Annotated in this window: 26 protein-coding genes and 2 pseudogenes; all 28 read left to right on the top strand. The window is 37.8% G+C overall.

Annotation, left to right across the window (positions count from 1 at the left end):
• The 28 genes and pseudogenes from hepT (at position 1) to dinG (ending at position 25,114) form a co-directional block, all read left to right on the top strand.
• Positions 1–972, top strand: coding sequence for a heptaprenyl diphosphate synthase component II (gene hepT / locus J416_RS04680; protein ID WP_003466161.1), 972 nt, complete (start codon positions 1–3; stop codon positions 970–972).
• Between the two features lie 16 nt (positions 973–988).
• The gene (ndk, locus tag J416_RS04675; protein WP_003466158.1) at positions 989–1,435 is read left to right on the top strand and encodes a nucleoside-diphosphate kinase; all 447 of its coding nucleotides are present in this window, start codon (positions 989–991) and stop codon (positions 1,433–1,435) included.
• A 36-nt stretch (positions 1,436–1,471) separates the two neighbouring features.
• The gene (locus J416_RS04670; RefSeq protein WP_003466155.1) at positions 1,472–2,245 is read left to right on the top strand and encodes a CheR family methyltransferase; all 774 of its coding nucleotides are present in this window, start codon (positions 1,472–1,474) and stop codon (positions 2,243–2,245) included.
• A gap of 55 nt (positions 2,246–2,300) precedes the next feature.
• The gene (gene aroC / locus J416_RS04665) at positions 2,301–3,464 is read left to right on the top strand and encodes a chorismate synthase (RefSeq protein ID WP_003466152.1); all 1,164 of its coding nucleotides are present in this window, start codon (positions 2,301–2,303) and stop codon (positions 3,462–3,464) included.
• Positions 3,464–4,546, top strand: a complete 1,083-nt coding sequence (gene aroB / locus J416_RS04660; RefSeq protein WP_003466149.1) for a 3-dehydroquinate synthase — start codon at positions 3,464–3,466, stop codon at positions 4,544–4,546. The genes aroC and aroB overlap by 1 nt, the downstream gene beginning before the upstream one ends.
• Positions 4,543–4,911: a chorismate mutase gene (aroH, locus tag J416_RS04655; RefSeq protein ID WP_003466148.1), complete on the top strand. Its 369-nt coding sequence runs from the start codon at positions 4,543–4,545 to the stop codon at positions 4,909–4,911. The genes aroB and aroH overlap by 4 nt, the downstream gene beginning before the upstream one ends.
• 19 nt (positions 4,912–4,930) lie before the next feature.
• Positions 4,931–6,037 carry a histidinol-phosphate transaminase gene (hisC, locus tag J416_RS04650; RefSeq protein ID WP_003466145.1) on the top strand — a complete coding sequence of 369 codons (1,107 nt, stop codon included), beginning with the start codon at positions 4,931–4,933 and terminating at the stop codon, positions 6,035–6,037.
• The gene (locus tag J416_RS04645) at positions 6,034–7,134 is read left to right on the top strand and encodes a prephenate dehydrogenase (protein WP_003466141.1); all 1,101 of its coding nucleotides are present in this window, start codon (positions 6,034–6,036) and stop codon (positions 7,132–7,134) included. The genes hisC and J416_RS04645 overlap by 4 nt, the downstream gene beginning before the upstream one ends.
• Before the next feature lie 13 nt (positions 7,135–7,147).
• Positions 7,148–8,440 (top strand): 3-phosphoshikimate 1-carboxyvinyltransferase, encoded by a 1,293-nt coding sequence (aroA, locus tag J416_RS04640; protein WP_003466137.1) that lies wholly within the window; start codon positions 7,148–7,150, stop codon positions 8,438–8,440.
• A gap of 152 nt (positions 8,441–8,592) precedes the next feature.
• Entirely contained in the window at positions 8,593–9,864 is a 1,272-nt protein-coding gene (locus J416_RS04635) for a tetratricopeptide repeat protein (protein ID WP_003466134.1), read from the top strand.
• Positions 9,865–9,885: 21 nt separating this feature from the next.
• Complete coding sequence (locus J416_RS04630; protein WP_003466130.1) at positions 9,886–10,437, top strand: ReoY family proteolytic degradation factor; 552 nt, start codon at positions 9,886–9,888, stop codon at positions 10,435–10,437.
• Positions 10,438–10,506: 69 nt separating this feature from the next.
• The gene (locus tag J416_RS04625; RefSeq protein ID WP_003466127.1) at positions 10,507–10,962 is read left to right on the top strand and encodes a DUF2487 family protein; all 456 of its coding nucleotides are present in this window, start codon (positions 10,507–10,509) and stop codon (positions 10,960–10,962) included.
• A 132-nt stretch (positions 10,963–11,094) separates the two neighbouring features.
• Positions 11,095–11,604, top strand: coding sequence for a QcrA and Rieske domain-containing protein (locus J416_RS04620; RefSeq protein WP_003466124.1), 510 nt, complete (start codon positions 11,095–11,097; stop codon positions 11,602–11,604).
• Between the two features lie 2 nt (positions 11,605–11,606).
• Entirely contained in the window at positions 11,607–12,281 is a 675-nt protein-coding gene (gene qcrB / locus J416_RS04615; protein ID WP_003466120.1) for a menaquinol-cytochrome c reductase cytochrome b subunit, read from the top strand.
• A 30-nt stretch (positions 12,282–12,311) separates the two neighbouring features.
• Positions 12,312–13,103, top strand: a complete 792-nt coding sequence (locus J416_RS04610; RefSeq protein ID WP_003466117.1) for a menaquinol-cytochrome c reductase cytochrome b/c subunit — start codon at positions 12,312–12,314, stop codon at positions 13,101–13,103.
• 67 nt (positions 13,104–13,170) lie between these two features.
• A pseudogene (gene lhaT, locus J416_RS04605) lies at positions 13,171–13,745 on the top strand (lipoprotein heptaprenylglyceryl N-acetyltransferase LhaT).
• A 65-nt stretch (positions 13,746–13,810) separates the two neighbouring features.
• A complete protein-coding gene (locus J416_RS04600; protein ID WP_003466114.1) occupies positions 13,811–14,521 on the top strand; it encodes a sporulation protein YpjB in 711 nt (236 codons plus the stop codon).
• Between the two features lie 61 nt (positions 14,522–14,582).
• A pseudogene (locus J416_RS04595) lies at positions 14,583–15,256 on the top strand (zinc metallopeptidase).
• Positions 15,257–15,424: 168 nt separating this feature from the next.
• Complete coding sequence (locus J416_RS04590) at positions 15,425–15,769, top strand: nucleotide pyrophosphohydrolase (protein WP_003466112.1); 345 nt, start codon at positions 15,425–15,427, stop codon at positions 15,767–15,769.
• Positions 15,769–16,563 (top strand): 4-hydroxy-tetrahydrodipicolinate reductase, encoded by a 795-nt coding sequence (dapB, locus tag J416_RS04585; protein WP_003466109.1) that lies wholly within the window; start codon positions 15,769–15,771, stop codon positions 16,561–16,563. The genes J416_RS04590 and dapB overlap by 1 nt, the downstream gene beginning before the upstream one ends.
• A gap of 8 nt (positions 16,564–16,571) precedes the next feature.
• The gene (gene mgsA / locus J416_RS04580) at positions 16,572–16,964 is read left to right on the top strand and encodes a methylglyoxal synthase (protein WP_003466107.1); all 393 of its coding nucleotides are present in this window, start codon (positions 16,572–16,574) and stop codon (positions 16,962–16,964) included.
• A gap of 40 nt (positions 16,965–17,004) precedes the next feature.
• Positions 17,005–18,141, top strand: a complete 1,137-nt coding sequence (gene bshA, locus J416_RS04575) for an N-acetyl-alpha-D-glucosaminyl L-malate synthase BshA (RefSeq protein ID WP_003466106.1) — start codon at positions 17,005–17,007, stop codon at positions 18,139–18,141.
• On the top strand, positions 18,134–19,330 hold the full coding sequence (locus J416_RS04570) for a CCA tRNA nucleotidyltransferase (RefSeq protein ID WP_003466105.1): 1,197 nt from the start codon (positions 18,134–18,136) through the stop codon (positions 19,328–19,330). Before bshA ends, J416_RS04570 begins: the two co-directional genes overlap by 8 nt.
• Positions 19,311–20,288 carry a biotin--[acetyl-CoA-carboxylase] ligase gene (locus J416_RS04565; RefSeq protein ID WP_003466104.1) on the top strand — a complete coding sequence of 326 codons (978 nt, stop codon included), beginning with the start codon at positions 19,311–19,313 and terminating at the stop codon, positions 20,286–20,288. Before J416_RS04570 ends, J416_RS04565 begins: the two co-directional genes overlap by 20 nt.
• Positions 20,289–20,301: 13 nt before the next feature.
• Positions 20,302–21,141 (top strand): 3-methyl-2-oxobutanoate hydroxymethyltransferase, encoded by an 840-nt coding sequence (gene panB, locus J416_RS04560; protein WP_003466103.1) that lies wholly within the window; start codon positions 20,302–20,304, stop codon positions 21,139–21,141.
• A complete protein-coding gene (panC, locus tag J416_RS04555; protein WP_003466092.1) occupies positions 21,141–22,007 on the top strand; it encodes a pantoate--beta-alanine ligase in 867 nt (288 codons plus the stop codon). The genes panB and panC overlap by 1 nt, the downstream gene beginning before the upstream one ends.
• 13 nt (positions 22,008–22,020) lie before the next feature.
• Complete coding sequence (panD, locus tag J416_RS04550; protein ID WP_003466091.1) at positions 22,021–22,404, top strand: aspartate 1-decarboxylase; 384 nt, start codon at positions 22,021–22,023, stop codon at positions 22,402–22,404.
• 28 nt (positions 22,405–22,432) lie between these two features.
• Entirely contained in the window at positions 22,433–25,114 is a 2,682-nt protein-coding gene (gene dinG / locus J416_RS04545) for an ATP-dependent DNA helicase DinG (protein ID WP_003466089.1), read from the top strand.
• The last annotated feature ends 23 nt before the right edge of the window (positions 25,115–25,137 follow it).

Raw genomic sequence — 25,137 nt, 5'->3', positions numbered from 1 at the left:
ATGAAACTAGCGACGACATATGGGTATTTAAAGAAAGATTTGAATCAAATTGAACAAGCGTTAGAGGACACAGTAAAAGAAAGCCAACCTGTACTGCATGATGCTTCATTGCAGTTAATTAAAGCTGGTGGGAAGAGGCTACGTCCCGTATTTGCTATGCTTAGTTCGATGTTTGGTGATTATCAATTTGACCGTGTAAAAAATGTTGCCGTCTCGCTTGAATTAATACACATGGCATCATTGGTTCATGATGACGTGATTGATGACTCAAATATAAGAAGAGGCGAGACAACCGTCAAAGCCAAATGGGATAACCAAGTGGCAATGTTGACAGGAGATTATATCTTTTCTCGTGCATTGGAGAAATTTACAGAGATCACAGAACCGAGAGCTCATCAATTATTGTCGAAAACAATGATCGAACTTACGTCAGGCGAAATTGAACAAATTAGAGATAAATATGATCTTAATCAGAATTTTCGCACATATTTACGCCGAATTCGAAGGAAAACAGCCTTGTTAATATCCTCAAGTTCTCAGCTTGGAGCCATAGTATCCCATACTAGTGATTTGGTTGAAAAAGCTTTATTTCGTTATGGTTATAATATTGGAATGAGCTATCAAATTATTGATGACATCTTAGATTTTACAGGAACAGAAGATCAATTAGGTAAACCGGCTGGAAGTGATTTGTTACAAGGAAACATTACTTTGCCAGTCATTTATGCATTAGAGGATCCATACATAAAAAACGAGTTGGAACGTATTTTTACACAAAAAGAAGAGATTGAAGAAAAACAACTGCAACCAGTCATTGAGCAAATCGCCCAATCCAGTGCCATCACAAAAGCGCGCAATGTAAGTGATCTGTATTTAAAAAAAGCTTATGATACGTTGGATGATCTACCTGATGTTAAAGCAAAGAATACATTGAAGAAGATTGCTAATTATATAGGTAGTCGAAAAGTTTAAAGAATGAGGTGATAGTTTGGAACAAACATTTGTTATGGTCAAACCAGATGGTGTACAACGAAATCTGATAGGTGAGATCGTGTCACGTTTTGAACAGAAAGGCTATCAGCTAATCGGTGCAAAATTTATGCAAATTTCTGAACCGTTAGCCAAAACACATTATGCAGAACATCAAGGAAAACCTTTTTTTGATAACCTTGTATCATTTATTACGTCTGGCCCTGTTTTTGCCATGGTGTGGCAAGGTAAAGACGTCATACAAGTGTCGCGTGCGATCATTGGGAAAACCAATCCAACTGAAGCTACCCCAGGAACGATTCGAGGAGATTATGGTATTGTGACACACAAAAATATCATTCATGGTTCCGATTCAGAAGAAAGTGCCAAACGAGAAATTGAGTTATTCTTTCAGCAAGATGAGCTCGTTTCTTATGCGAAAGACGTAAATACATGGTTGCAATAATAACAAACTAGAGTACACATATTGGGAGAGCAGAATATGGAGGATTATCAACGTTTTGTCACAGGTGTTTATAATAAAATTGGATTAGATTTATCACAATATAAAGAAGCACAGATGAAAAGAAGATTAACTTCGCTTTGTAGCAAAAAAGGCTATAATAATTTCAGTGAATTTATGGATGCGATGAATAAAGATCAAGAATTGTTTCAAGAATTTCTTGATAAAGTAACCATTAATGTTTCAGAATTTTATCGTAACCCCAGTAGATGGGAAGTACTTGAAAATCAGTTGCTTCCACCTCTTGCAAAGAAAAAAAACAAAATAAGAATATGGAGTGCAGCCTGTTCAACAGGTGAAGAGCCTTATACGCTTGCTATTATCGCGAATCAATTTTGGAATTTAGATAACATCGAAATTCATGCAACAGATATTGATCAAAATGTGCTAGCAAGAGCCAAGCAAGGTGTTTATAATGAAAGAGCTTTACAAGAAGTTCCGGCCGATATAAAAGATGCTTATTTCAAAAAAGAAGGGTCAACTTATAAAGTGATCGATCAACTAAAACAGTCAATCACATTTAAGCAGCACAATTTACTAGCAGATTCATATCCAAAATCTTTCGACCTTATCGTTTGTCGAAATGTATTGATTTATTTTACTGATGAAGCAAAAAATCAAATCTATTATGATTTTAGTGAGGCATTGAATCCAGATGGCATATTCTTTGTCGGTAGTACAGAGCAAATTTTTAATCCAGAAAAGTACGGATTTCACGTACTCGATACTTTTTTTTACGCTAAACAAACGTAAAATTCTAAAAATAAGATGAACAGCTATGTTAATTATTATTCTTGGGGGGATATAAATGCGTTATTTAACGGCGGGAGAATCACATGGAAAACAATTAACTACAATCGTTGAAGGTATACCTGCTCGTATGCCGATTACAAAAGAAGAAATCAATGAATCATTAATTCGTCGTCAAAAAGGTTATGGACGCGGAAAAAGAATGCAAATCGAAAAGGATTTAGTCGATATTGTTGGTGGCGTTCGTCACGGTTACACACTTGGTTCACCGATATCAATGGTAATTCGTAATGATGATTTTAAACACTGGATTGACATTATGGGCGAAGATCCAATCGATGAAGATCAAAAAATTAGACGAGTTGTCACACGCCCGCGTCCTGGTCATGCTGATTTAAACGGTTCATTAAAATATGGGCATCGTGATATGCGCAATATTTTGGAACGGTCTTCAGCACGAGAAACAGCAGCACGTGTTGCTGCTGGCGCGGTAGCTAAAACAATTTTAAAACAATTAGATATTCAAATCGTAGGGTATGTGAAACAAATTGCGGGTATTGAAGCAGAAGAAAAGGACCTAACTGTCGAAGAGAAAATGGAAATTTCGGAAGCATCACCTGTCCGTTCATTAGATGAAGAAGCAGGTAAAAAAATGATGGAAGCCATTGATCAAGCGAAAAAGGAAGGCGATTCTATCGGTGGTGTCTGTGAAGTTTGTATAGAAGGAATGCCAGCTGGTATCGGTTCATACGTCCATTATGACCGAAAATTAGATGGTAGAGTTGCTGGTGCAGTCAACAGTATCAATGCTTTTAAAGGTGTTGAATTTGGTGTTGGCTTCGATGCTGCACGTAAGAATGGTAGTGAAGTTCATGACGAAATCGCTTGGTCCGAAGAAAAGGGCTATTATCGTAAGACCAACCGGTTAGGTGGTTTTGAAGGTGGAATGACAACTGGTATGCCGATTATCGTTAAAGGTGTGATGAAGCCAATTCCTACACTTTACAAACCATTGCAGAGTGTTGATATCGAATCAAAAGAAGCATTTAATGCCAGCATTGAGCGATCTGACTCTTGTGCGGTACCTGCTGCTGCTGTTGTTATGGAACATGTAGTAGCCTTTGAAATTGCTAAAGGATTATTGGAACAATTCCCACATGATCAATTTCCTAAATTAAAAGAAGCAATTGATCAATATCGTGAGGAAATTAGGTGTTTTTAATGCATCGACAAACGATCCGTACGAGCACGCACAACTATGATGTAACGGTTGGCAAAGGATTACTGTCTGAGTTCGTGAACTATTTACCCAAACACTATCAGCAAGTTTTCATCATTACGGATACAATCGTTCAACCTTTATACGCAGAAGCTTTACGAAAATCGTTAGAAACAAAAGAAACGAAGGTTGCTATCTCAGTCGTTCCTGCTGGTGAACGGTCGAAGAATATAGATCAATATTATCAATTGTTAACCGATGCGATTCAACATAACTTGGACAGATCCTCGTTAATTGTAGCTTTAGGCGGTGGAATGGTCGGAGATTTAGCAGGATTTGTCGCTTCTACTTACATGAGAGGAATTGACTATGTACAAGTACCAACGACAATTTTGGCTCATGACAGCAGCGTTGGTGGAAAAGTAGCCATCAATCATCCTGAAGGTAAAAATCTAATCGGTCATTTTTATCCTCCGCGTGCTGTGGTTTATGATGTTGAAACGCTTGATACTTTACCAGATCATGAAAAGCGTTCGGGCTATGCAGAAGTTGTAAAACATGGACTAATTAGCTGTGATTCATTTTTTAGAGATGTTTTAACAGTTGACTTAACAACATCGTTACATCACGAATTGATCGTTTCGCATTTGCAAAATGGCATTCAGGTGAAAGCAAACATCGTAGAACAAGACGAGCGTGAATCAAATATTCGAAAATTTCTGAACTTTGGCCACACGCTCGGTCATGCGATTGAATCTGAACTCGGTTATGGACAAATTACGCATGGCGAAGCTGTTGCCATTGGTATGTTATTTGCTATTCGGGTAAGTGAACAAGAAAATCAAGTAACATTACCCTATGATGAGCTTTATCAATGGTTGGAAACAAACCATTACCCGTTAACGTTACCCGATATGGATGTTAATACGCTGATACAACGTATGAAAAAAGATAAAAAATCAAGCAATGCTGTTGTCCAAATGGTTCTACTCGAGGAAGTAGGACGGCCGGTAACGAAAAATATCAGTGATGATCAGTTATCAACCTATCTAATGAATTTTCTTAGAGAGTTGGGTTTGACATGATAAGAGGAATCAGAGGAGCAGTCACCGTAACAGAAAATCATGCGGAGGACATGATCCAGGAAACAAAACGATTAATCGAAACAATGGCTGAGAAAAATCAAATTGCCCCAGAAGACATTGCATCCGTATTTATTTCGATAACAAATGATTTAAATGCTACGTTTCCAGCCAAAGCCTTACGATTAATCGATGGATGGAAATATGTTCCGGTAATGTGCATGCCTGAAATTGATGTACCTGGCGGACTGGAAAAATGTATTCGTGTGATGATGACTGTAAATACCAGTTTGGGACAAAAGGATGTAAATCATATATATTTGAACGATGCCATTCAGTTACGACCAGATTTAATGAAAGAGGAATAATGGAAAGGAGCCTGTCATAATGCACGCAAAAAAAGTTTTTCAATCAATGTCACCTTACACCCCAGGCAAACAAATAGAAGATGTAAAGAAAGAATATGGTTTAACCCGTATTATCAAGCTTGCATCTAATGAGAATCCATTTGGTTATTCAGACAAAGTGAAAGAAGCCATTCCGAAAATGATTGAACATTTAGAGATTTACCCTGATGGATATGCAAAAGCATTACGGGAGAAGCTGGCCGCATATATGAACGTAAATCAAGATCAAATCATTTTTGGTGCAGGTTCAGATGAAATTGTAGATATTCTTTGTCGCACATATTTAGAGCCTGGTACAAACACAATTATGGCAGCACCAACCTTCCCGCAATATAAGCATAATGGATTGATCCAAGGTGCGGATGTTCATGAAATCCCTCTAGTGAATGGCTATCATGACTTAGAAACAATGTTAGAAACAATCGATGAACAGACACGTGTGGTATGGCTTTGTTCACCTAACAATCCGACCGGTACACTTATTGATCGTAACTCACTTGTAGATTTTCTAGAACGTTGCCCTCGTGATGTCATGGTTGTATTGGATGAAGCGTATTATGAATATATTGAAAAAGAAAACGATCCACAAGCCATTCAACTATTAGAAGAATATCCGAATTTAGTGATTTTACGTACATTTTCAAAAGCATATGGACTTGCGAATTTACGTGTCGGCTACGGTATTGCTTCAGAAGAGATTGCTACACTGTTAAACATTACGAGAGGACCTTTTAACACGACATCGATCTCTCAATTGTCTGCATTAGCAGCACTTGAGGACCAAGCGTTTTTAGAGAAGACATACCAACGCAATATCGAAAATAAAAAAGAATTTTTAGCGTTTTGTGATCAAGTCGGTTTAGATTATTATGATTCTGAAGCCAATTTTGTTTTTGTTACATTACCGACATCTGGGGATGCACTATTTGAATATTTACTTCAATATGGATTCATTGTACGTTCCGGAGAAGCATTAGGACATCCGAATGGTGTAAGAATCACCATTGGATCAAAAGAACAAATGAAAGAACTGTCAGCATATATACAGAAGTTTCTATCGTCAATAGATAAGGAGAATGAAGCGTGAGTCAGAAGGTTTTAGTAGCGGGCCTAGGGTTAATTGGAGGCTCGCTCGCTTTAAGTTTAAAAGATACTAAAGGTGTATATCTCATAGGGTATGATACCAAACCCTCGACATTAGAATATGCAAAAATGAATGCCATCGTCGATGAAGTGACTGATGATTTTCGTACCGCTGTCAAACATGCGGATGTTTGCATTTTAGCAGCCCCTGTTTCAGTTGCAGTAGAACTACTTAAGACCATTGATCAAGTTGAATTACATGATGAGATATTGGTGACCGATGTGACTTCTGTCAAGAAACCGATTATGGATGTCGCCCATCAATTGCAATCGGATCAAATCACGTTTATTGGTGGCCATCCAATGGCTGGTTCACATAAACACGGGATCCAAGCGGCTAAATCTCACTTGTTTGAAAATGCGATTTACGTATTAAGCCCAACCCGTCATTGTCATCAAGCGAAAGTCGATCAATTAGAGGCATTATTAACACCAACGAATAGTAAATTTATTGTGTTAGACCCTGATGAACATGATGAGATGACAAGTGTGATTTCACATTTTCCACATTTAATTGCATCTTCCTTAGTGCATCAAGCGCGCAATTGGCAAAAGAAACATGCCTATATTCCGAAATTAGCAGCTGGTGGCTTCCGTGATATTACTCGTATTGCATCGAGCAATCCTTCTATGTGGAAAGATATCTTCTTTCAAAATAAGGAAAAGATGAGTCAACTCTTAACGGATTGGATCGACGAAATGAAAGATTTAAAAGAACTAATCGATACGGGTGGCCAAGATCAAATATATGCATACCTAGATGAAGCGAAAGATTATCGTGATGGATTGGATAGTAAGAAAAAAGGTGCCATATTATCGTATTATGATATCTATGTTGATATTTTTGACCAACCAGGCGCTATTTTAAAAGTGATCGAATTACTTGCCAAGCATGACATCAGTCTACGAAACATTGAAATCTTGGAAATCCGTGAAGGCATCACAGGTGTTCTACGATTAAGTTTTCAAGACAAGAATGATCAACAGATGAGTGACGCATTACTTCAAAAATACGGTTACAGTACGATGATTGATGAATAGGGAGGAGAATGATATGGTGTCGAAGAAGCGTTTACACTTTCAAGATCAATCGCTATCTGGAACAATCTCAGTGCCAGGTGATAAGTCGATATCTCATCGTGCTGTTATGTTTGCATCGTTAGCAGAAGGCAAAGCCACGATTACCAATTTTTTAGCAGGTGAGGATTGCTTATCGACGATTGCTGCCTTTCAGAAAATGGGGGTAACAATTGAGCGATTTGATGATACGGTCGTCGTGGAATCAAATGGAATTCAATCGTTACAAGAACCGTCAGAACCGATTGACTTAGGAAATTCGGGCACAACTGCTCGATTGTTAATGGGCATTTTAGCAGGGTTACCGTATCATTTTAGTTTATATGGTGATGCTTCCCTGTCAAAACGACCGATGGATCGAATCATAGTACCATTACACCAAATGGGGGCAAAGATTGACGGACGGGACAACGGACGCCTGTTGCCAATATCGATTCGTGGTGGCCAGCTTCAGCCAATCAATTATCATCCACCGGTTAAAAGTGCTCAAGTCAAATCAGGCGTACTATTAGCAGGATTGCTGGCAAAAGGAAGTACATCAGTTACAGAAACAACAAAAACAAGGGATCATACGGAAAACATGCTTCAAGCTTTTGGTGCGAGGTTACAAACGAATGACAATCAAGTGACAATTGAAGGGGAACAATCACTGAAGGCCTGTGACATCGAAGTCCCAGGAGATATTTCTTCTGCGGCTTTCTTTCTCGTAGCAGCAGCGATCACCCCCAATAGCTCTGTGACAATTCAAGATGTGGGATTAAATCCGACACGTACAGGCATTGTTGAAGTGTTACAGCAAATGAAAGTGGATATTCAAGTCAATCATCAACGAACAGTTGGTGGTGAACCAATTGGTGATATTACTGTGAATGCATCATCCATTCAAGGGACGACCATCGACGGTGATATCATTCCAAGAATTATTGACGAAATTCCTATTATTGCGCTTCTAGCAACTCAAGCAAAAGGTGAAACCGTCATAAAAGATGCAGAAGAATTACGATATAAAGAAACGGACCGAATTGAATCAGTGGTGAATACGTTACAGCAATTTGGTGCTCATATTGAAGGTACACATGACGGTATGATTATTAAAGGAGAAAGTCAATTACATGGGTGTGATGTGCATTCATATGGGGATCATCGCATTGGTATGATGATTGCTATTGCTTCTCTTCTTGTTGAAGATGAAGTAATCTTACGTGATCAAGATTGTATTGCAGTTTCTTATCCTCAATTTTTTGATGATTTACAAAAACTATTATCGTAGTCAGGGCATCCATGTAGCTATTAGCACATGGATGTTCACTTAGTGTCATGTTTTTGATCATATCAGTCGCAGATTAGTTGCGTGATGAGGTTTCATTCGTTACCATAAAAAGAAAAAATCTATGTCTAATCATTGCAGAAAGGTTGAAAATAGTGGTTACAGTTGATGAAGCGATACAACTTATTCAGACGGGTGAAGTAGAAAAAGGATTACAAATTTTACAGCAAGTTGCAGAACGCGCAACAGCTGAGGAAAAAGTAGATATTGCACAAATTTATGTGGAATTAGGGGTCCAAGATGCAGCGCAACATATATTAGAAGAAATTTTAGCTGAACAACCTTATCACGAAGAAGCGAGTTTACTGCTAGCTGATATATATATTGACCAAAATGAAGATGAAAAGGCGATCTCAATATTAGACACATTTTCTGAAGAAGATGAAAACTATATGCAAGCCTTAGTACAACTGGCAGATTTGTATCAATCACAAGGATTATTTGAAGTGGCTGAAGAAAAACTGCTCAAAGCCAAAAATCTTGCCCCAGAAGAGATTATTATTGACTTTGGATTGGCAGAATTATTGTTTTCAACTGGAGATTATAAAAAATCGATTATCTATTATGAGAAAGTATTACAAGAAACAGAAGAATTTTCTGATGTCAATATTCATGCCCGCCTAGCGGAAGCGTACGCAATTAATGGTGAGTTTGAACGATCTCTTGAAGCTTATCAATCGTTTGAAACCGATGATTCAGAAACATTATTTCGCTATGGATATTTAGCTTATCGAGCGGAACGATATGAAATTGCCATTCAAGTGTGGGAACAACTGTTAGAGAATGAAATTGAATATCCTACAGTGTACCCTTATTTATCACAAGCCTATGAGCAAGAAGGAATGATGGAAGAAGCGTATCAGGCAGCGATAGACGGGGTTGAAATGGATCCATTTAATAAAGAAATGTGGTTTATTGCTGGCCAAATTGTTCATCAATATGGTGATACGAATAAAGCCTATGAATACATGCATGAATCATTGAAACTTGATCCTGAATATAAGGATCCGCTCTTATTTTTAATTGAAGCATATAAGCGAGAAGAAAACTACGAACAAATTATTGATCTACTGACCAACCAGATTGATCTTGATCAAATGGAAGGTATTTTTCACTGGGAATTAGCACAAGCATTGAATGAACAAGAGCAGTTTTCCGATGCATTAATTGCTTATCAAACCGCATATAATACGTTAGAAGCAGATGTTGACTTTTTGAAAGACTATGGATATTTCTTAGTGGAAGAAGGGAGGATCGATGAAGCGATTCGAATCTTTGAATCCTATATCAAATTAGAACCATCAGATTTTGATATTCAACAATATGTCGATCGTCTTAAAAGTCAAAGTGATGATACTCTCTTTTAATATACGGAGGGGAAATTCGATTTGGAAACTTCAATTAGTTCACAAGATAAGAAAGATTTTATTCAATGGTTTTTAGGGCGTTATCAATTAAAAAAACGGGAAAGTGTATGGATTTTGAATTATTTAATGAATCATGAGTCGTTATTAGCAAATGTGCATTTCGTATTAGAAGCTCGATTTTGCCCAAGAGCGATGATTATTTCCACCCATTGCTCCAAAGAAATTGCCTTTCGCTTCTATAAAAAGCACATTGTGACGACAGATGCTGATAAGTCCTTTCACGACATTCGATTGCATGCAAAAGAACCGATTTATATTCAACTTAACTTTAAATACTCAAAACAAAGCATCCCTTATATGAAAGTGTTGGAGGATAATCCATTTATACCGGATGATTATTTTATTAATTATCGTGATAAAAAATTGATTCATGACTGGTTAGATCATTCGATTTACCTGTATCAAACGGAAAAGTTGAAAAGCAAAATTGATGAAGCATTAGACCAACACGACATGGAACGATTTTATCAATTGTCTGAACAACTACAGCAGTTAATGGAACATTATAAGTAGGGAAGAAGCGCTTGCTTTTTTCCTACGTCATACATTGTAATGAAAGAAGTTAGAAATGAGGGACAGGCCATGAAATGGGAAACTAGCTCAATCGAGACGTTTTTTCAAGAACAGCAATATATTGATACGTTATGCATTCCTTTATTACCTGTTACATTCAAAACAGAGTCAGATGCAAAAAAATATGCCAATCAAGCTGAGCTGTTACAAATTTTAACCCACGAATTAGAACGAGATTTTATGGGAAGAATATTTTTAAGTACACCCTATACATATTTTGTGGAAAATGACTATGATGAAGAAGTACAACGAATCAATCAATGGACAGAAGAGATGGGGGATAAGTTTAGGCACAAATTTTTGTTAACATTTGATGTACATTGGAAAAAACGAGAAGGAACGTTATCTTCTACACTCATTTGGTTACCTAGTCGCTACATAGAAAATGTAGATTCAAATGAGGCTAAAGAATGGGTCACAGATCAAAAAAGTCAAGTGAGTGAATTAATTCAATCTTTTTGGTAAAAAGATAAACTTTTGTCGAATTCAGATTAATTTTATTGACCACAGTCTAAGTTTGCGCTATCATAGTACTGTCCTAGTATCTTGAGATATATTATACCATGAAGTCGGATTTTGTGTAGAGGGGGGTAAAGGATGGCTGAGAAAAAACAACAAGTTTCCCGTCGCCAATTTTTAAATTATACATTAACTGGAGTGGGCGGTTTTATGGCTGCTGGAATGCTTGCACCAATGGTTCGCTTTGCAATTGATCCTGTTTTACAAGCGTCTGGATCAAGTGATATGAAAGCAGTCGCAGATATGAGTGAACTAACGAACGAACCTCAGCGATTTGATTGGACGATTGAACAAGTGGATGCTTGGTATACTTCAGAGGTTACAAAGAGTGCCTGGGTATATTTGGATGAAAATGACGAAGTTGTAGCATTATCACCTGTGTGTAAACACTTAGGTTGTACGATTAATTGGGCTGGTAGCGAAGATCACCCTAATCAATTTTTCTGTCCTTGTCACGGTGGTCGTTATTACAAAGATGGCGTAAACGTACCAAATACACCACCAAATGCTGCATTAGATGTTTATCAAAAAGAAGTAAGGGATGGAAAATTATATCTTGGTAATGCTGTGGCAAGAGAGGAGGCGTAAAAATGCTACAAAAAGTCTATGACTGGATTGATGACCGTGTTGATATAACACCTCTATGGCGTGATATTGCCGATCATGAGGTTCCAGAACACGTCAACCCAGCTCACCATTTTTCTGCGTTTGTTTATTGTTTTGGCGGATTAACATTTTTTGTGACGGTTATCCAAATCTTATCTGGAATGTTTTTAACAATGTATTACGTCCCAGATATTGAAAACGCATGGCGATCGGTCTATTATTTACAAACTGAAGTTGCTCACGGTCAAATTGTACGAGGCATGCACCATTGGGGCGCTAGTGTGGTTATTGTCATGTTATTTTTACATACGTTACGTGTATTCTTTCAAGGAGCTTATAAGAAACCGCGTGAGCTAAATTGGATGGTTGGTGTACTTATCTTTTTTGTTATGCTTGCGTTAGGTTTGACGGGGTATTTATTACCTTGGGATAACAAGGCTTACTTTGCAACAGTTGTTACACTTAATATTGCTGGTGATGTACCACTTATTGGTGAAATGACAAAAACATTATTGGGTGGTGACCCAACGATTGTCGGTGCGCAAACACTCACTCGTTTTTTCGCTATTCATGTATTCTTCTTACCGGCAGCATTATTTGTATTAATGGGTATTCACTTTATTATGATTCGTAAACAAGGGATTTCTGGACCACTATAAAATTATCGTTTTGTAAAAGGAGGGATAGTGATGAAGCGAGGAAAAGGTATGAAGTTTGTCGGTGATTCTCGTGTACCCGCCGAAAAGAACAAATTTATTCCTAAGGATTATTCGGAGTATCCTGGGAGAACGGAGCCATTTTGGCCGAACTTTCTACTAAAGGAATGGCTAGTAGGTGCTGTGTTTCTAGTTGGTTTTTTATGTTTAACGATCGCACACCCAGCTCCTTTAGAGAAAATGGCAGATCCGACAGATGCGTCTTATTTGCCATTGCCAGATTGGTATTTCTTATTTTTATATCAACTACTCAAGTATAAATTTGCCAGTGGACCGTTTTTCGTATTAGGAGCGATTGTTATACCAGGTCTTGCATTCGGGGCTTTATTCTTAGCGCCTTTCTTAGATCGCGGGAAAGAACGTCGACCGCATAAACGGCCAATAACCGTTTCTTTAATGTTACTAAGTATCATCGCTGTCTTTTGGTTAACTTATGAAGCGGCTGCACATGTCGACTGGGAAGAGAAAGCAGCGAATAATAAACCGGAATGGCCAGACAGTGGACCGAGTGTTGAAATTGACAAAGAATCAGAAGGTTATGCTGTATACGAAAATAATTGTCTAAGTTGTCATGGTGGTAACTTAGAGGGGCAAGCTGGTCCAACATTGATTGGCATTGACTACAGCGCTGATGAAATTAAAGATATTGCTCAAAATGGTATCGGAAATATGCCTGCTGGTCAATTCCAAGGATCGGATGAAGAATTACAGCAATTAGCCGATTTTATTGTTTCGGTAAATGAACAAGCTTCATCAGAAGAATAATCTAACCCCCTCGTTTATAGACGAGGGGTAAATTTTTTGAAAAGCACGTAGTGGAGGTGGTAAGGACATGAAACAATTATTATTTCATCCCACTATCATCGCAATTCTATTCTTTGTCAATTTATTGGGAACAATTTATGGATACTTTTGGTATGGGGATCAATTAGAACAAACACCGCTTATATTTTTAGCCTTTGTTCCTGACAGTCCAACAGCAAGCTTATTTTTTACCATTTTTTTATGTTGTTATTTATATGGCAAGCAGTTCAAATTAATTGAAGCATTTGCTTATGTATCGTTACTAAAATACGGAATTTGGGCAGTTGTTATGAATGCACTAACATGGTATGTAGATGGATCTTTGCCATGGACGGGTATATGCTTATGCTATCACATGGCGCTATGGCGCTGCAGGCATATTTGTACAGTCCTTTATATCGATTTCACTTTTCACATCTCATGATCGCTGCGGTGTGGCTATTACATAATGAAATCATAGACTATGTCTTTGGTATGATGCCTGTTTATGGCAGTTTATCTGAATATAGTAACGAAATAGGGTATTTTACTTTTTGGTTAAGTATTGTCGTAATTATTTTTGTGTATCGTCAACAATTTCGTCAGCAAACTCAGTTCAATTGATAATGCATAACCCTTTCTAACGATTCATATATTTGTGAAAAGGACGTTAGGAAGAAGGGATTTTTGTGCATGTTAAGACATACGGTAGCTTGATTTTGTTCATACTCATTGCTATACTTGTGTTTCCTTTATACTTACAGGCTGATTCAAATGTATACCAATATGAGCGTTATATCCAAGAAAATCGATACGATGAAGCGAAAGAACTTCTGCAACTAATAGAAGAAGATATGTTAAAGAATATAAATGAGCGTGCGCCGGTTCATGTTGATATCGTGCAAAAATATATCGATGAAAATATGCAAGTTCTACATCAACAGGATATACAAAAACATGTAGTGACTATACGAGCACAGCAATTACTCTTGCTTTATGATTCGATAATAACAGAAAAAGATGCACGTTGGGTGACTTGGAAACAGGAACTTACTTACGATTTAGAAAAACTTTCGAATGAAGATACCATCGATCAGTCAGAGATATTACAGTTACAACGCCAATGGGAAGTGCTTTCACCAGTATTTGAAGCGCATTTATCTGAGGAACGATACCAAAGCATTGAGGAAAGTTTTCTGTCGTTAGGTCAACACAAAGAGCAAGTAGAAGAAGCCTTTGAACAAGTTTCTTTGATCGATCTAAATCAGTTCCATTACACCAGTTATCAAGAATACTTCGTTTGGTTACTCATCATTGTGGCAGGATTTTTATTCGTCTCATTATCTTATGTCGCTTGGGTAAAATACAGAGCAGAAGGGAAGTCAGGACATTCGAATTGACATTTTCACAAGACTTGACTAAAATTGACCTTAGAGATGGAATTGATGGAGGAATGAAAAGATGTTAGGAATGCTTCTATATTTTGCAATATTGTTGATTGTTCCATTGTGGGCACAGTCAAAAGTGAAAAGCACCTACAAAAAATATTCTAAAGTAATGAACTCGAATATGATCACAGGTGCACAAGTCGCACGGAAGATATTGAATGACAATGGCTTATTTGATGTTCGAATAGAAGAAGTGAAAGGGACGCTATCGGACCATTATGACCCTAGAAAAAAAGTTGTCCGTTTATCCAGTGATAATTATCATGGTTATTCGGCAGCTGCTGCAGCCATTGCAGCGCATGAAGTCGGACATGCGATTCAAGATGCACAAGACTATGCATTTTTACGCTTCCGTCATGCGTTAGTCCCTGTTGCCAGCTTCGGTGACAAAATGGCATTTGTTTTTATTATCGCTGGGTTAATTTTTCAAGCAATGGGATTATTGCTCGTCGGTGTCATTTTCATGCTTTTGCCGTATTATTTCAATTCGTTACATTACCAGTCGAGTTTGACGCCTCAAATCGGGCGATGAACCAACTGGTTTCCACGGGTATTATCCGAAATAATGAGGAAAAACAGACAAAGAAAGTATTAAATGCTGCTGCGCTTACGTATGTTGCTGCTGCTGCAGTTGCTTTAGCCGAATTAATTCGCTTTGCTTCGATATTTTTCCTTCAAGACGAGTAATGAAATACAAGGCAGGTGCTTCGTGCATCTGTCTTTTCTTTTCAACCAACGTATAAAAGGTGAAATATTTGTCAAATGTACGAACTTTAGCTACGATAATAGAAGAAACCTAAACACATTCATGACCATTACCTACATAGAATTAGGTTGATACGGAGGTCTTTTTTTATGGTACAGACACAGGACATGGAACAGATGCAAAAAAGAGTCGATGAATACATATCGCAGTTTAAAGAAGGCTATTTTTCGCCATTAAGTATGTTGGCACGGTTTACCGAAGAAATTGGCGAACTAGCAAGAGAAATTAATCATCAGTACGGTGAAAAACCGAAAAAGTCAAATGAAAAAGAGAATTCTATCGAAGCCGAGTTAGGTGATCTTCTATTTGTGATGATGTGCTTTGCCAACTCACAAAACATTGATTTAACAGAAGCCTTTGAACAGACGATGCAAAAAATCGAAACGAGAGATCATGATCGATGGACGCGGAAAGAAAACAAGGAGGACTCATGATGACAAGAGTGATTGTAGCAGGACCTAGAGGAAAAATGGGCAGTGAAGCTTTACGCATGATCGAGAAACAAGAAGATCTTGAATTAGTCGCTTGCCTTGATCATAAATACGCAGGTAGTCAAGTAAAGGACTTTGATGAATTACCACATTTGGATGCTACCTTTTATGACGATATTCAAACTTGTTTCAATGCTGTTTCTGCTGATGTACTCGTTGATTTGACGACACCAGAATATGGATATATTCATACGAAAACAGCTCTTGAATATGGTATTCGACCAGTCGTAGGAACGACAGGTTTTACGGACGAACAATTACAAGAATTAACAGATATGGCTGAAGACAAAGAAACTGGCGTTGTCATTGCACCGAATTTTGCGCTAGGTGCCGTGTTAATGATGCAATTTGCTAAATGGGCAGCAAAGTATTTTCAAGATGTTGAAATTATTGAAAAGCATCATGATAAAAAATTAGATGCGCCATCTGGAACAGCAGCTAAAACAGCTCAATTAATTCAGGACGTACGTGAAACGAAAAAGCAAGGTCATCCCGATGAAAAAGAAACGATCATGGGAGCACGTGGTGCAGATATAGACGGTATGAAAATACATAGTATGAGACTGCCTGGCTTAGTGGCACATCAAGAAGTTGTATTTGGATCGAATGGGGAGAATTTAACAATTAAACATGATTCCTTCCATCGCGAATCGTTTATGACTGGTGTGAAACTAGCAATCGATCACGTCATGAAGTTAGATATTCTCGTTTATGGCTTAGAAAATTTATTAGAGTAGGTGAAACCATGAAAATCGCTTTAATTGCACACGACAAAAAGAAGGAAGATATGGTTAACTTTACGATTGCCTATGAGAGGATCTTAAAGCATCATACTTTGTTTGCAACAGGGACTACAGGAAAACGTATTAGCAATGAAACAGGCTTGCGTGTACAACGTTTTCAATCAGGTCCGTTAGGCGGGGATCAGCAAATCGGATCTAGAATTGCTGATAATGAAATGGATCTTGTATTGTTCTTCCGAGATCCATTAACTGCTCAACCGCATGAACCAGATATTAGTGCACTGATGCGCTTATGTGATGTGTACCAAATTCCACTCGTTACGAATCTAGGTGGTGCAGAAATTATGATACGAGCGTTAGATGCTGGTTTTTTTGATTGGCGTAACTTACAATGAGACGTTTTTATATGAGAAAATGGTAGGGTAGGTATGTATTATGTTAAAAATTGGTGTGGTTTGCTATCCGTCAGTGGGCGGATCAGGAATTATCGCTACAGAATTAGGTAAAATGTTTGCAAACAAAGGGCATGAAGTTCACTTCATTACTTCGAGTGTACCGTTTCGACTTGATACCTTTTATTCAAATATATTTTTTCACGAAATTGAAATGAATCATTATCCTGTCTTTCAGTATCCACCATATGATTTGGCGCTTGCCACTAAGATTGCAGAAGTGATTGATACAGAGGGAATTGATGTGATTCATGCTCATTATGCTATGCCTCACGCGATTTGTGCGATACTTGCCAAGCAAATGGCAAAACATCCAGTAAGAATCGTAACCACATTGCATGGTACAGATATTACAGTGTTAGGCATTGACCGTAGTTTAAAAAAAATGATCGAATTTGGTATTGAGCAGTCTGATGCAGTGACCGCCGTTTCGAGCAGTTTAGTAAAACAGACGAAGCAAATGTTAGACGTTCAAAAGCCGATGAAAGTGATTTATAATTTTATTAATGAAGAAGAGTATTATCCTCGTCAAGCAGAAGAGCATGTCAAAGCAAAATACAATATTTCGAATGAAGAAAAGGTATTGATTCATATATCAAATTTCCGAAAAGTAAAACGCGTCCAAGATGTAGTCCAAACGTTTGAAAAAATCAATCGAAACATGCCATCCCGTTTATTATTGATTGGCGATGGTCCTGAATATAGTACAGTCTATGAGCTTGTTCGTCAAATGAATTTAGAAGACCATGTTCATTTTTTAGGCAAACAAAAGAATATCCCAGAGTTGCTGTCCATTTCTGATCTCAAATTATTACTTTCAGAAAAAGAAAGCTTTGGTTTAGTGTTGCTAGAAGCGATGGCTTGTGGTGTACCTTGTATTGGCTCAGACGTGGGTGGGATTCCTGAAGTAATCCAACATCAACGTAATGGATATATAGAAAAGCTAGGAGATATTGATAGTTTTGCCAATCGAGCCATCTCTTTATTGTCCGATTCAGAAAAATGGAATGACTTCTCACAACAAGCTGAAAAAACGGTGAAAGAGGAATTTGCTTCCCAATCAATTCTTCAACAATATGAAACGCTATATGATCAAGTAATCGGTGAAGTCGATGAGTAAAGAATTATTTGATAAAGCTGCGAATGTACTTTTTGCTATTGAAAAAGCAGGTTTTCAAGCTTATATTGTCGGTGGGGCCGTGCGAGACTATTTGTTAGGACGCCCCGTTGAAGATATTGATATCGCTTCTTCTGCAACACCTGAAGATATGATGTCGATATTTGAAAAAGTCATTCCTGTTGGTATTGAGCATGGTACTGTAATCGTCCGTTATGAATCGGAATCTTTTGAAGTGACAACTTTTCGTACAGAAAGCTCATATAGTGATTTTCGTCACCCGGATGTAGTCGAATATGTCGGTGATATTTATACTGATCTTGCCCGTAGAGATTATACGATCAACGCCATCGCAATGAATCAGCATTTTGAACGGATTGACCCATTTGAAGGAGAAATCGATTTGAAACAAGCAACAATTCGTACTGTAGGTCCTCCAAATGAACGATTTACAGAGGATCCTTTACGAATGATGCGTGGGATTCGATTTGTGAGTCAAATTGGATTTCATATGAACGAGCGTACTCTTCATGCGATTCAAAAAAACGCAGAGTTGTTACAATATATTGCTATGGAACGAATTGCTGTTGAATGGGAAAAACTAATCAGCGGTTCTTATGTCAAAAAAGCCATTTCTCAGTTTTTAACATCACGTCTTATATACTATATACCCGTCTTTTCAGAAGACGACTTCATCCGTCAAACGGTAGAATCTTTAGAACAACCGCTAGATCACCTTGCCACATTTCTTGCGATTTGCCATGTAAAACAGCCAAAGATTCCTATTCAATACTGGCAGAAGCAATGGAAACTATCGAACCAAACGGTCAATCAGGTTATTTCTCTTGTAAGAGCTGTTAACAATTGGGAGGCTAATAAAAGTATGAACTGGATTGTGTACCAATTGCCTGATTCATTGTTCAATAGTTTTTCATTAGTATTAATGACTTATCAAGGCATACACGTTCAGAGTAGTAAGCTAGCGAGCGTTCAAGAACAGCTTCCCATCCAAACAAGAAATGAACTGAAAGTAAACGGCAATGACTTGATGAACTGGTTTCCCAATCAACCGAAAGGCCCTTGGATTAGTCAATGGTTAGCATACATAGAGGAAGCTGTTGTTGATGGAGAACTTTCAAATGATCATACCGAAATAAGTGAGTGGATAAAAAATGAAAGTAACGACACGTGATCAATTAATTAAATTATTAATGGAACATGAACATGAATATATTTCAGGTCAGGCGTTATCCGAACGACTGCATATCTCCCGTACGGCTATTTGGAAGCACATGAAAGAGCTTGAAAAGGATGGGTATCACATTGAAGCATATCCAAAAAAAGGATACCGAATTGCCTCGCCGAATCACAGGTTTAATGCAAGTACTATAAAATGGGGGTTACAAACAAAGTGGCTGGGCCAAACAGTTGTATTCGAGGAAGTTGTAGATTCCACACAAGATGTAGCACATAAAACAGCTCAAAAAGGCGCAGAACACGGAACGATCGTGGTAACGGATAAGCAATTAAAAGGAAGAGGTCGTCGCAATCGAATTTGGGCTTCTGATCACGCAGAGGGACTTTGGTTGAGTATGATTCTTCGTCCTGAATTGTCTCCGTTTGAAGCTTCACAATTCACCTTATTTACGGCCGTTTCGTTAGTTGAAACATTGCAAAAATTGACGGGATTAACCATCCATATTAAGTGGCCGAATGATTTATATATAAGAAATAGAAAGGTTTGCGGGATTCTAACGGAAATGCAGGCGGAGTTGGAATCAGTCAACTATATTATTATCGGATTTGGTTTAAATGTAAATCAAACCGAAGATCATTTTACCGATGCGATTCGTGAACGTTCTACTTCTTTATCACTTGAATCTAACAGGACATGGGATCGTATTCAATTGTTACAGGCCATTTTAGAAGACTTTGAGACGAATTATTATAAATATCAACAAGAGGGCTTCTCTTATATAAGAAAAAAATGGTTACATTATGCGTATAAACTCGGGGAAGAAGTGAAAATCATTACACCACACCGTAGCTTTTTTGGAATTATTGATGGAATCTCAGCAGATGGTGCGTTAATTGTGTTAAATGAAAATGGTGAAAAAGAAGTGATCTACAGCGCTGAAATTCATTGGTAAGGAGAGGTAACAGATGAAAACATCGGTTCAATTACAGAAAATGAAGCAGCAAAATGAAAAAATTACGATGGTAACAGCCTATGACTATCCATCCGCTAGATTGGCTGAATCGAGTGGTATCGATATGATTTTAGTCGGTGATTCTTTAGGAAATGTTGTACTTGGTTATGACTCAACCATCCAAGTAACGGTAGAGGATATGGTTCACCACGGAAAAGCTGTGAAAAGAGGGGCTCCAGATACGTTTATTGTTGTTGATATGCCATTTATGTCTTATCATATATCTGTAGAAGAGGGAATGCGTCAAGCACAATATATGATGCAACAAACAAATGCTCATGCTCTAAAAGTAGAAGGTGCTTCCAACCATACATTGCAACTAATCCAACGACTTACAGAAGCAGGCGTTCCTGTGATCGGTCATATTGGATTAACACCGCAATCTGTACATGTATTGGGTGGATATCGGGTGCAAGGAAAAGATAAACAAACTGCATTAGCATTAATTGAAGACGCCAAGAAGTTAGAAACAAGTGGAGCGATTCAAGTTGTGTTAGAGTGTGTACCGAATGAATTAGCAAGCCATATCAGTAGTCAACTGTCCATTCCGACAATTGGCATAGGGGCAGGGAAGAAGTGTGATGGTCAAGTGTTAGTTTATCATGATCTTTTAACATATGGCGCTGACGATTCTCCTTCTTTTGTCCAACAATATGCCGATGTGAATCATATCATTCAATCAGCCTTATCACAATTTGATCGGGATGTTAAAGAACAAAACTTCCCAAATCAAGAGCAATCATTTGTTATGGATAAAACGCTTGTGCAAGATTTGAAACTGGAGGATTCATAATGGATATCATTCAGACGGTAGCGGAAATGCAGCATGTGACGTACAAGCAACAACATCATACGATCGGTTTTGTTCCGACAATGGGGTATTTACATGAAGGTCATACAGCATTAATCGATCGAGCACGCCAAGAATCAGACATTGTCATTGTAAGTATTTTTGTGAATCCATTACAATTTGGGCCAAACGAAGATTTTGACCGCTACCCTAGAGATGAACAACGAGATATAGAAATCGCTCAGCAACACGGGGTTGATTATTTGTTTATGCCTACGGTGGAAGAAATGTATAATGACGAACCGACCGTACAAGTCACTGTAAAAAACCGGACCAATGTTCTCTGCGGGAAAAGTCGTCCAGGCCATTTTGATGGTGTTGCCACAGTGCTAGTTAAATTATTTCATATTTCCAATGCGACGTATGCCTATTTCGGTTTAAAAGATGCACAACAAGTGGCAGTGGTTGATGGACTGATCAACGATTTTCATTTCACAACGAAAATTGTTGGTGTCCCAACTGTTAGAGAAAAAGATGGCTTAGCGAAAAGTAGCCGAAATGTCTATCTATCAGCAAATGAACGACAAGAAGCAACACAGCTTTATACAGCGTTAACTAATGCTCAACAGGATATGATTGACGGTGAGAAAAATCCTGTTATCATTAGAGAGAAAATAAAACGATATATAGAAATGTACACGTCTGCCAAAATAGATTATGTCGAAATATTAACATATCCCGCATTACAGCCTATTGAGACGATTGATAGAACCGTGATTATAGCAGTCGCCGTTTATTTTTCTCAAGCAAGACTAATTGACAATCTGATCGTATCCGAGAAAGGTTTTATACCCGAACAGCTATTTTAAGGGGGAGAGCGTCATGATGCGTACTATGATGAAGTCCAAAATTCATCAAGCACGTGTAACCGAAGCCAACTTACATTATGTAGGTAGTGTTACTATTGATGAAGCACTTATCGAACAAGTGGGAATATTACCACATGAAAAGGTACAAATCGTTAATAATAATAACGGTGCTAGACTGGAAACATATGTGATTCCTGGTCAAAGGGGAAGTAAAGTTGTTTGCTTAAATGGCGCAGCAGCTAGGCTCGTTCAGCCAGGTGATGTTGTCATTATTATTTCTTATGCGATTGTAAATAATGAAGAGTTGGCCAGCTTCGAACCAAAGGTTGCGGTAATGAACGAGAATAATGAGATTGAAAATATCATTAATCATGAGCCGCCATTAACAGGTATGTAGAAATAACAGAGTAAACGGGGATGATCAAGTGCAGAAATTTGCCATTATCGATATAGAAACAACAGGACATACCCCCGCAAAAGGTGATCGAATCATTGAAATTGGTCTTGTATTAGTTGAAAATAGTAAGATCACACAAGAATACAATCAATTGATTCATCCGGGTAAGATAATTCCTCCTTTTATAACAGAATTAACAAATATTCGGCAAGAAGATGTAGAACATCAGCCATTTTTTGAGATGATTGCAGATACGCTTCTTTCTTATTGTAAAGATGCGACAATCGTCGCTCATAATATTGATTTTGACTTACCTTTTATCAATGCTGAATTAGAGCAGATTGGAAGGGAAATGCTGACGAATCCAGTGTTAGATACGGTCGAATTTGCACGGATATTCTTCCCGCAAGCGCCGAGTTACAGATTAAATGACTTAGCAAGTTATTTGGCGATCCAACATCAACACCCGCACCGTGCGATATCAGATGCGTTCGTTACTGCAGAATTATTTTTGGTACTGTTAGAAAAGATTAAAACCTTACCTGAGGCTATTATCGAAGAAATGAATCGCTATTCACATCTATTGAAGTCAGATGTTTCTTTTTTATCGTTGATTCCTACATCTAGTGTAGAACGGCATGATCTATTTTATTATCGCGGCTTATTTTTAAAATATCCGAAAAAACAGGGTGATGACCATCATTGGAAATCTACTTCGTTTCACACGTATATCGAACAAATTTATGCCCCATTAGGCTATTTATCACAAACGATTGACGCTTATGAAACGAGAAATGAACAAATAGAAATGAGTCAAACCATTTATGATTGTTTTCAATCTCATGAACATGGGTTAATTGAGGCTGGTACAGGGATTGGTAAGACGATTGCTTATTTGGTACCTGCCATCTATCAAGCAAATCAATACGATGAGACCATTGTCATTAGCACTTCTACCACGCATTTACAATCACAATTAGTAGAAAAAGATATCGATAAATTGAACGCCTACTTTGATCGCCCCATACCAACTGCTATTGTGAAAGGGAAATCACATTATTTAAGCTTAGAAAAGTTTGAAGCCTATTTTCTTGATCGGGAACAGTCTAAGTATCAAGATATATTGCTTAAACTGAAAATTTTGGTATGGCTAACAGAAACCGTTACAGGTGACTTAGATGAGATTCAATTCCAACGAAAAGATCAACAAATTATTAACCAATTAGTTGTTGATCGAGGGGACACGTTACCTCATTGGAAAGATTATTGTTTTTACCAAAGAATGAAACGACAAGCGGAAAAAGCAACACTTGTGATCACCAATCATGCTTTGCTTGGGATCGATTTACAAGAAGGTGGGCAATTACCAAATTATCAAAAGTTGATCGTTGATGAAGCACACCATTTAGAAAGCGTCGCTCGAAAGCATTTTGGTCAAAGGATCAGTTATTTTGAAATTCGTGCACAATTGCAACACTGGGAAGATCAATTTTCTGCTGCATCCTTTTCAACGCTTAAAAAAATTACGCTTGATATTCAATATGAACTCGATATGTTATTTCGTCATATCTTCCAATATGTGAAGCATCAATCGTCAAAACAAAAATCGAAGAATGATGTTGGCAGAGTTCAAATGGTTTGGAATCATCAAGAGGACAGCCATTCAGCCCATTTGATAAGTGAACAAACGAAACGGTTGGATTTATTATGTAAACAAATGCACAATGTTCTTGATCATAAAACGGATGATCAATTGCAAGTAATAAAAGATCAGTTAGTAAACATTCGGCACACGTTAAAAAACATTCTTTTAACAGAGCAGGAACATTCCGTAAGTTGGTTAGAAATTGAACCTTATGGGGCGAAAAATGCTGCTTATTTGTATCAAGAACCCATTAATGTACAAAATGAACTGTCACAATACTTATTCAACCGAAAACAAAGTGTTATTTTAACGAGTGCCACGTTAACAATGAAACATTCATTCCAATTTATCATCGACATCTTAGGTTTACCATATGAACGTTTATATACGCGAAGGTTTGGATCAAGCTTCGATTATCAAAATCAAGTTCAAATGCTTATTCCAAATGATTTGCCATCCATTAAATATCCTGACCATGAAGAATTCCTTTATGCGATAGCAGAGGCCATTATATCTTTTGCTCATCGGATGAAGGGAAGAATGTTAGTCTTATTTACGTCATATGATATGCTTCGAAGGACGTACCATTTACTACACGAATCTGAAGCGTTAACGGACTACATTGTCATTGGTCAAGGGGTTTCTTCAGGTAGCAGGAATCGGTTAATGAAGCAATTTCAATCATTTCAACAATCGATTTTACTAGGTACGAATGCATATTGGGAAGGCGTTGACTTACCGGGTAAGGATGTAAATTGTGTCATAATTGTGAAACTGCCTTTCCCGCCACCGCAAGATCCATTCGTTATAAAAAAAGCTGATGTTCTTAAAAATAATGGGAAAAACCCTTTCTTGAACTTATCGTTACCACAAGCTGTTCTACGATTTAAACAAGGGTTTGGTCGGTTAATACGAAAACGTACAGATCGTGGTGTGATTCTTGTGTTAGACGATCGGTTGATGACGAAACGATACGGTCAATCGTTTATTGATTCAGTCCCTAATGTACCCATATTATATGAACCATTGTCAACATTATTAGAAGAAGTAGAAAGTTGGCTCTGATAAAGTCTGCATTTTGTGAAATC

Origin of the sequence: Gracilibacillus halophilus YIM-C55.5 (assembly GCF_000359605.1) — a bacterium.
In the GTDB taxonomy this organism is placed as follows: domain Bacteria; phylum Bacillota; class Bacilli; order Bacillales; family Amphibacillaceae; genus Gracilibacillus; species Gracilibacillus halophilus.
Note: the sequence above shows the minus strand (reverse complement) of the source record. Positions and strands in the feature narration are given on the sequence as shown.

What these genes read in the sequence shown, in the direction of transcription:
- J416_RS04565 (WP_003466104.1), top strand. Translation starts at nt 19,311, where the DNA reads ATGAAAGTAACGACACGTGATCAATTAATTAAATTATTAATGGAACAT.
- hepT (WP_003466161.1), top strand. Translation starts at nt 1, where the DNA reads ATGAAACTAGCGACGACATATGGGTATTTAAAGAAAGATTTGAATCAA.
- J416_RS04570 (WP_003466105.1), top strand. Translation starts at nt 18,134, where the DNA reads ATGAGTAAAGAATTATTTGATAAAGCTGCGAATGTACTTTTTGCTATT.
- J416_RS04590 (WP_003466112.1), top strand. Translation starts at nt 15,425, where the DNA reads ATGGTACAGACACAGGACATGGAACAGATGCAAAAAAGAGTCGATGAA.
- mgsA (WP_003466107.1), top strand. Translation starts at nt 16,572, where the DNA reads ATGAAAATCGCTTTAATTGCACACGACAAAAAGAAGGAAGATATGGTT.
- aroC (WP_003466152.1), top strand. Translation starts at nt 2,301, where the DNA reads ATGCGTTATTTAACGGCGGGAGAATCACATGGAAAACAATTAACTACA.
- qcrB (WP_003466120.1), top strand. Translation starts at nt 11,607, where the DNA reads ATGCTACAAAAAGTCTATGACTGGATTGATGACCGTGTTGATATAACA.
- J416_RS04610 (WP_003466117.1), top strand. Translation starts at nt 12,312, where the DNA reads ATGAAGCGAGGAAAAGGTATGAAGTTTGTCGGTGATTCTCGTGTACCC.
- panC (WP_003466092.1), top strand. Translation starts at nt 21,141, where the DNA reads ATGGATATCATTCAGACGGTAGCGGAAATGCAGCATGTGACGTACAAG.
- panB (WP_003466103.1), top strand. Translation starts at nt 20,302, where the DNA reads ATGAAAACATCGGTTCAATTACAGAAAATGAAGCAGCAAAATGAAAAA.
- bshA (WP_003466106.1), top strand. Translation starts at nt 17,005, where the DNA reads ATGTTAAAAATTGGTGTGGTTTGCTATCCGTCAGTGGGCGGATCAGGA.
- hisC (WP_003466145.1), top strand. Translation starts at nt 4,931, where the DNA reads ATGCACGCAAAAAAAGTTTTTCAATCAATGTCACCTTACACCCCAGGC.
- aroH (WP_003466148.1), top strand. Translation starts at nt 4,543, where the DNA reads ATGATAAGAGGAATCAGAGGAGCAGTCACCGTAACAGAAAATCATGCG.
- dapB (WP_003466109.1), top strand. Translation starts at nt 15,769, where the DNA reads ATGACAAGAGTGATTGTAGCAGGACCTAGAGGAAAAATGGGCAGTGAA.
- J416_RS04620 (WP_003466124.1), top strand. Translation starts at nt 11,095, where the DNA reads ATGGCTGAGAAAAAACAACAAGTTTCCCGTCGCCAATTTTTAAATTAT.
- aroA (WP_003466137.1), top strand. Translation starts at nt 7,148, where the DNA reads ATGGTGTCGAAGAAGCGTTTACACTTTCAAGATCAATCGCTATCTGGA.
- J416_RS04625 (WP_003466127.1), top strand. Translation starts at nt 10,507, where the DNA reads ATGAAATGGGAAACTAGCTCAATCGAGACGTTTTTTCAAGAACAGCAA.
- J416_RS04670 (WP_003466155.1), top strand. Translation starts at nt 1,472, where the DNA reads ATGGAGGATTATCAACGTTTTGTCACAGGTGTTTATAATAAAATTGGA.
- panD (WP_003466091.1), top strand. Translation starts at nt 22,021, where the DNA reads ATGATGCGTACTATGATGAAGTCCAAAATTCATCAAGCACGTGTAACC.
- aroB (WP_003466149.1), top strand. Translation starts at nt 3,464, where the DNA reads ATGCATCGACAAACGATCCGTACGAGCACGCACAACTATGATGTAACG.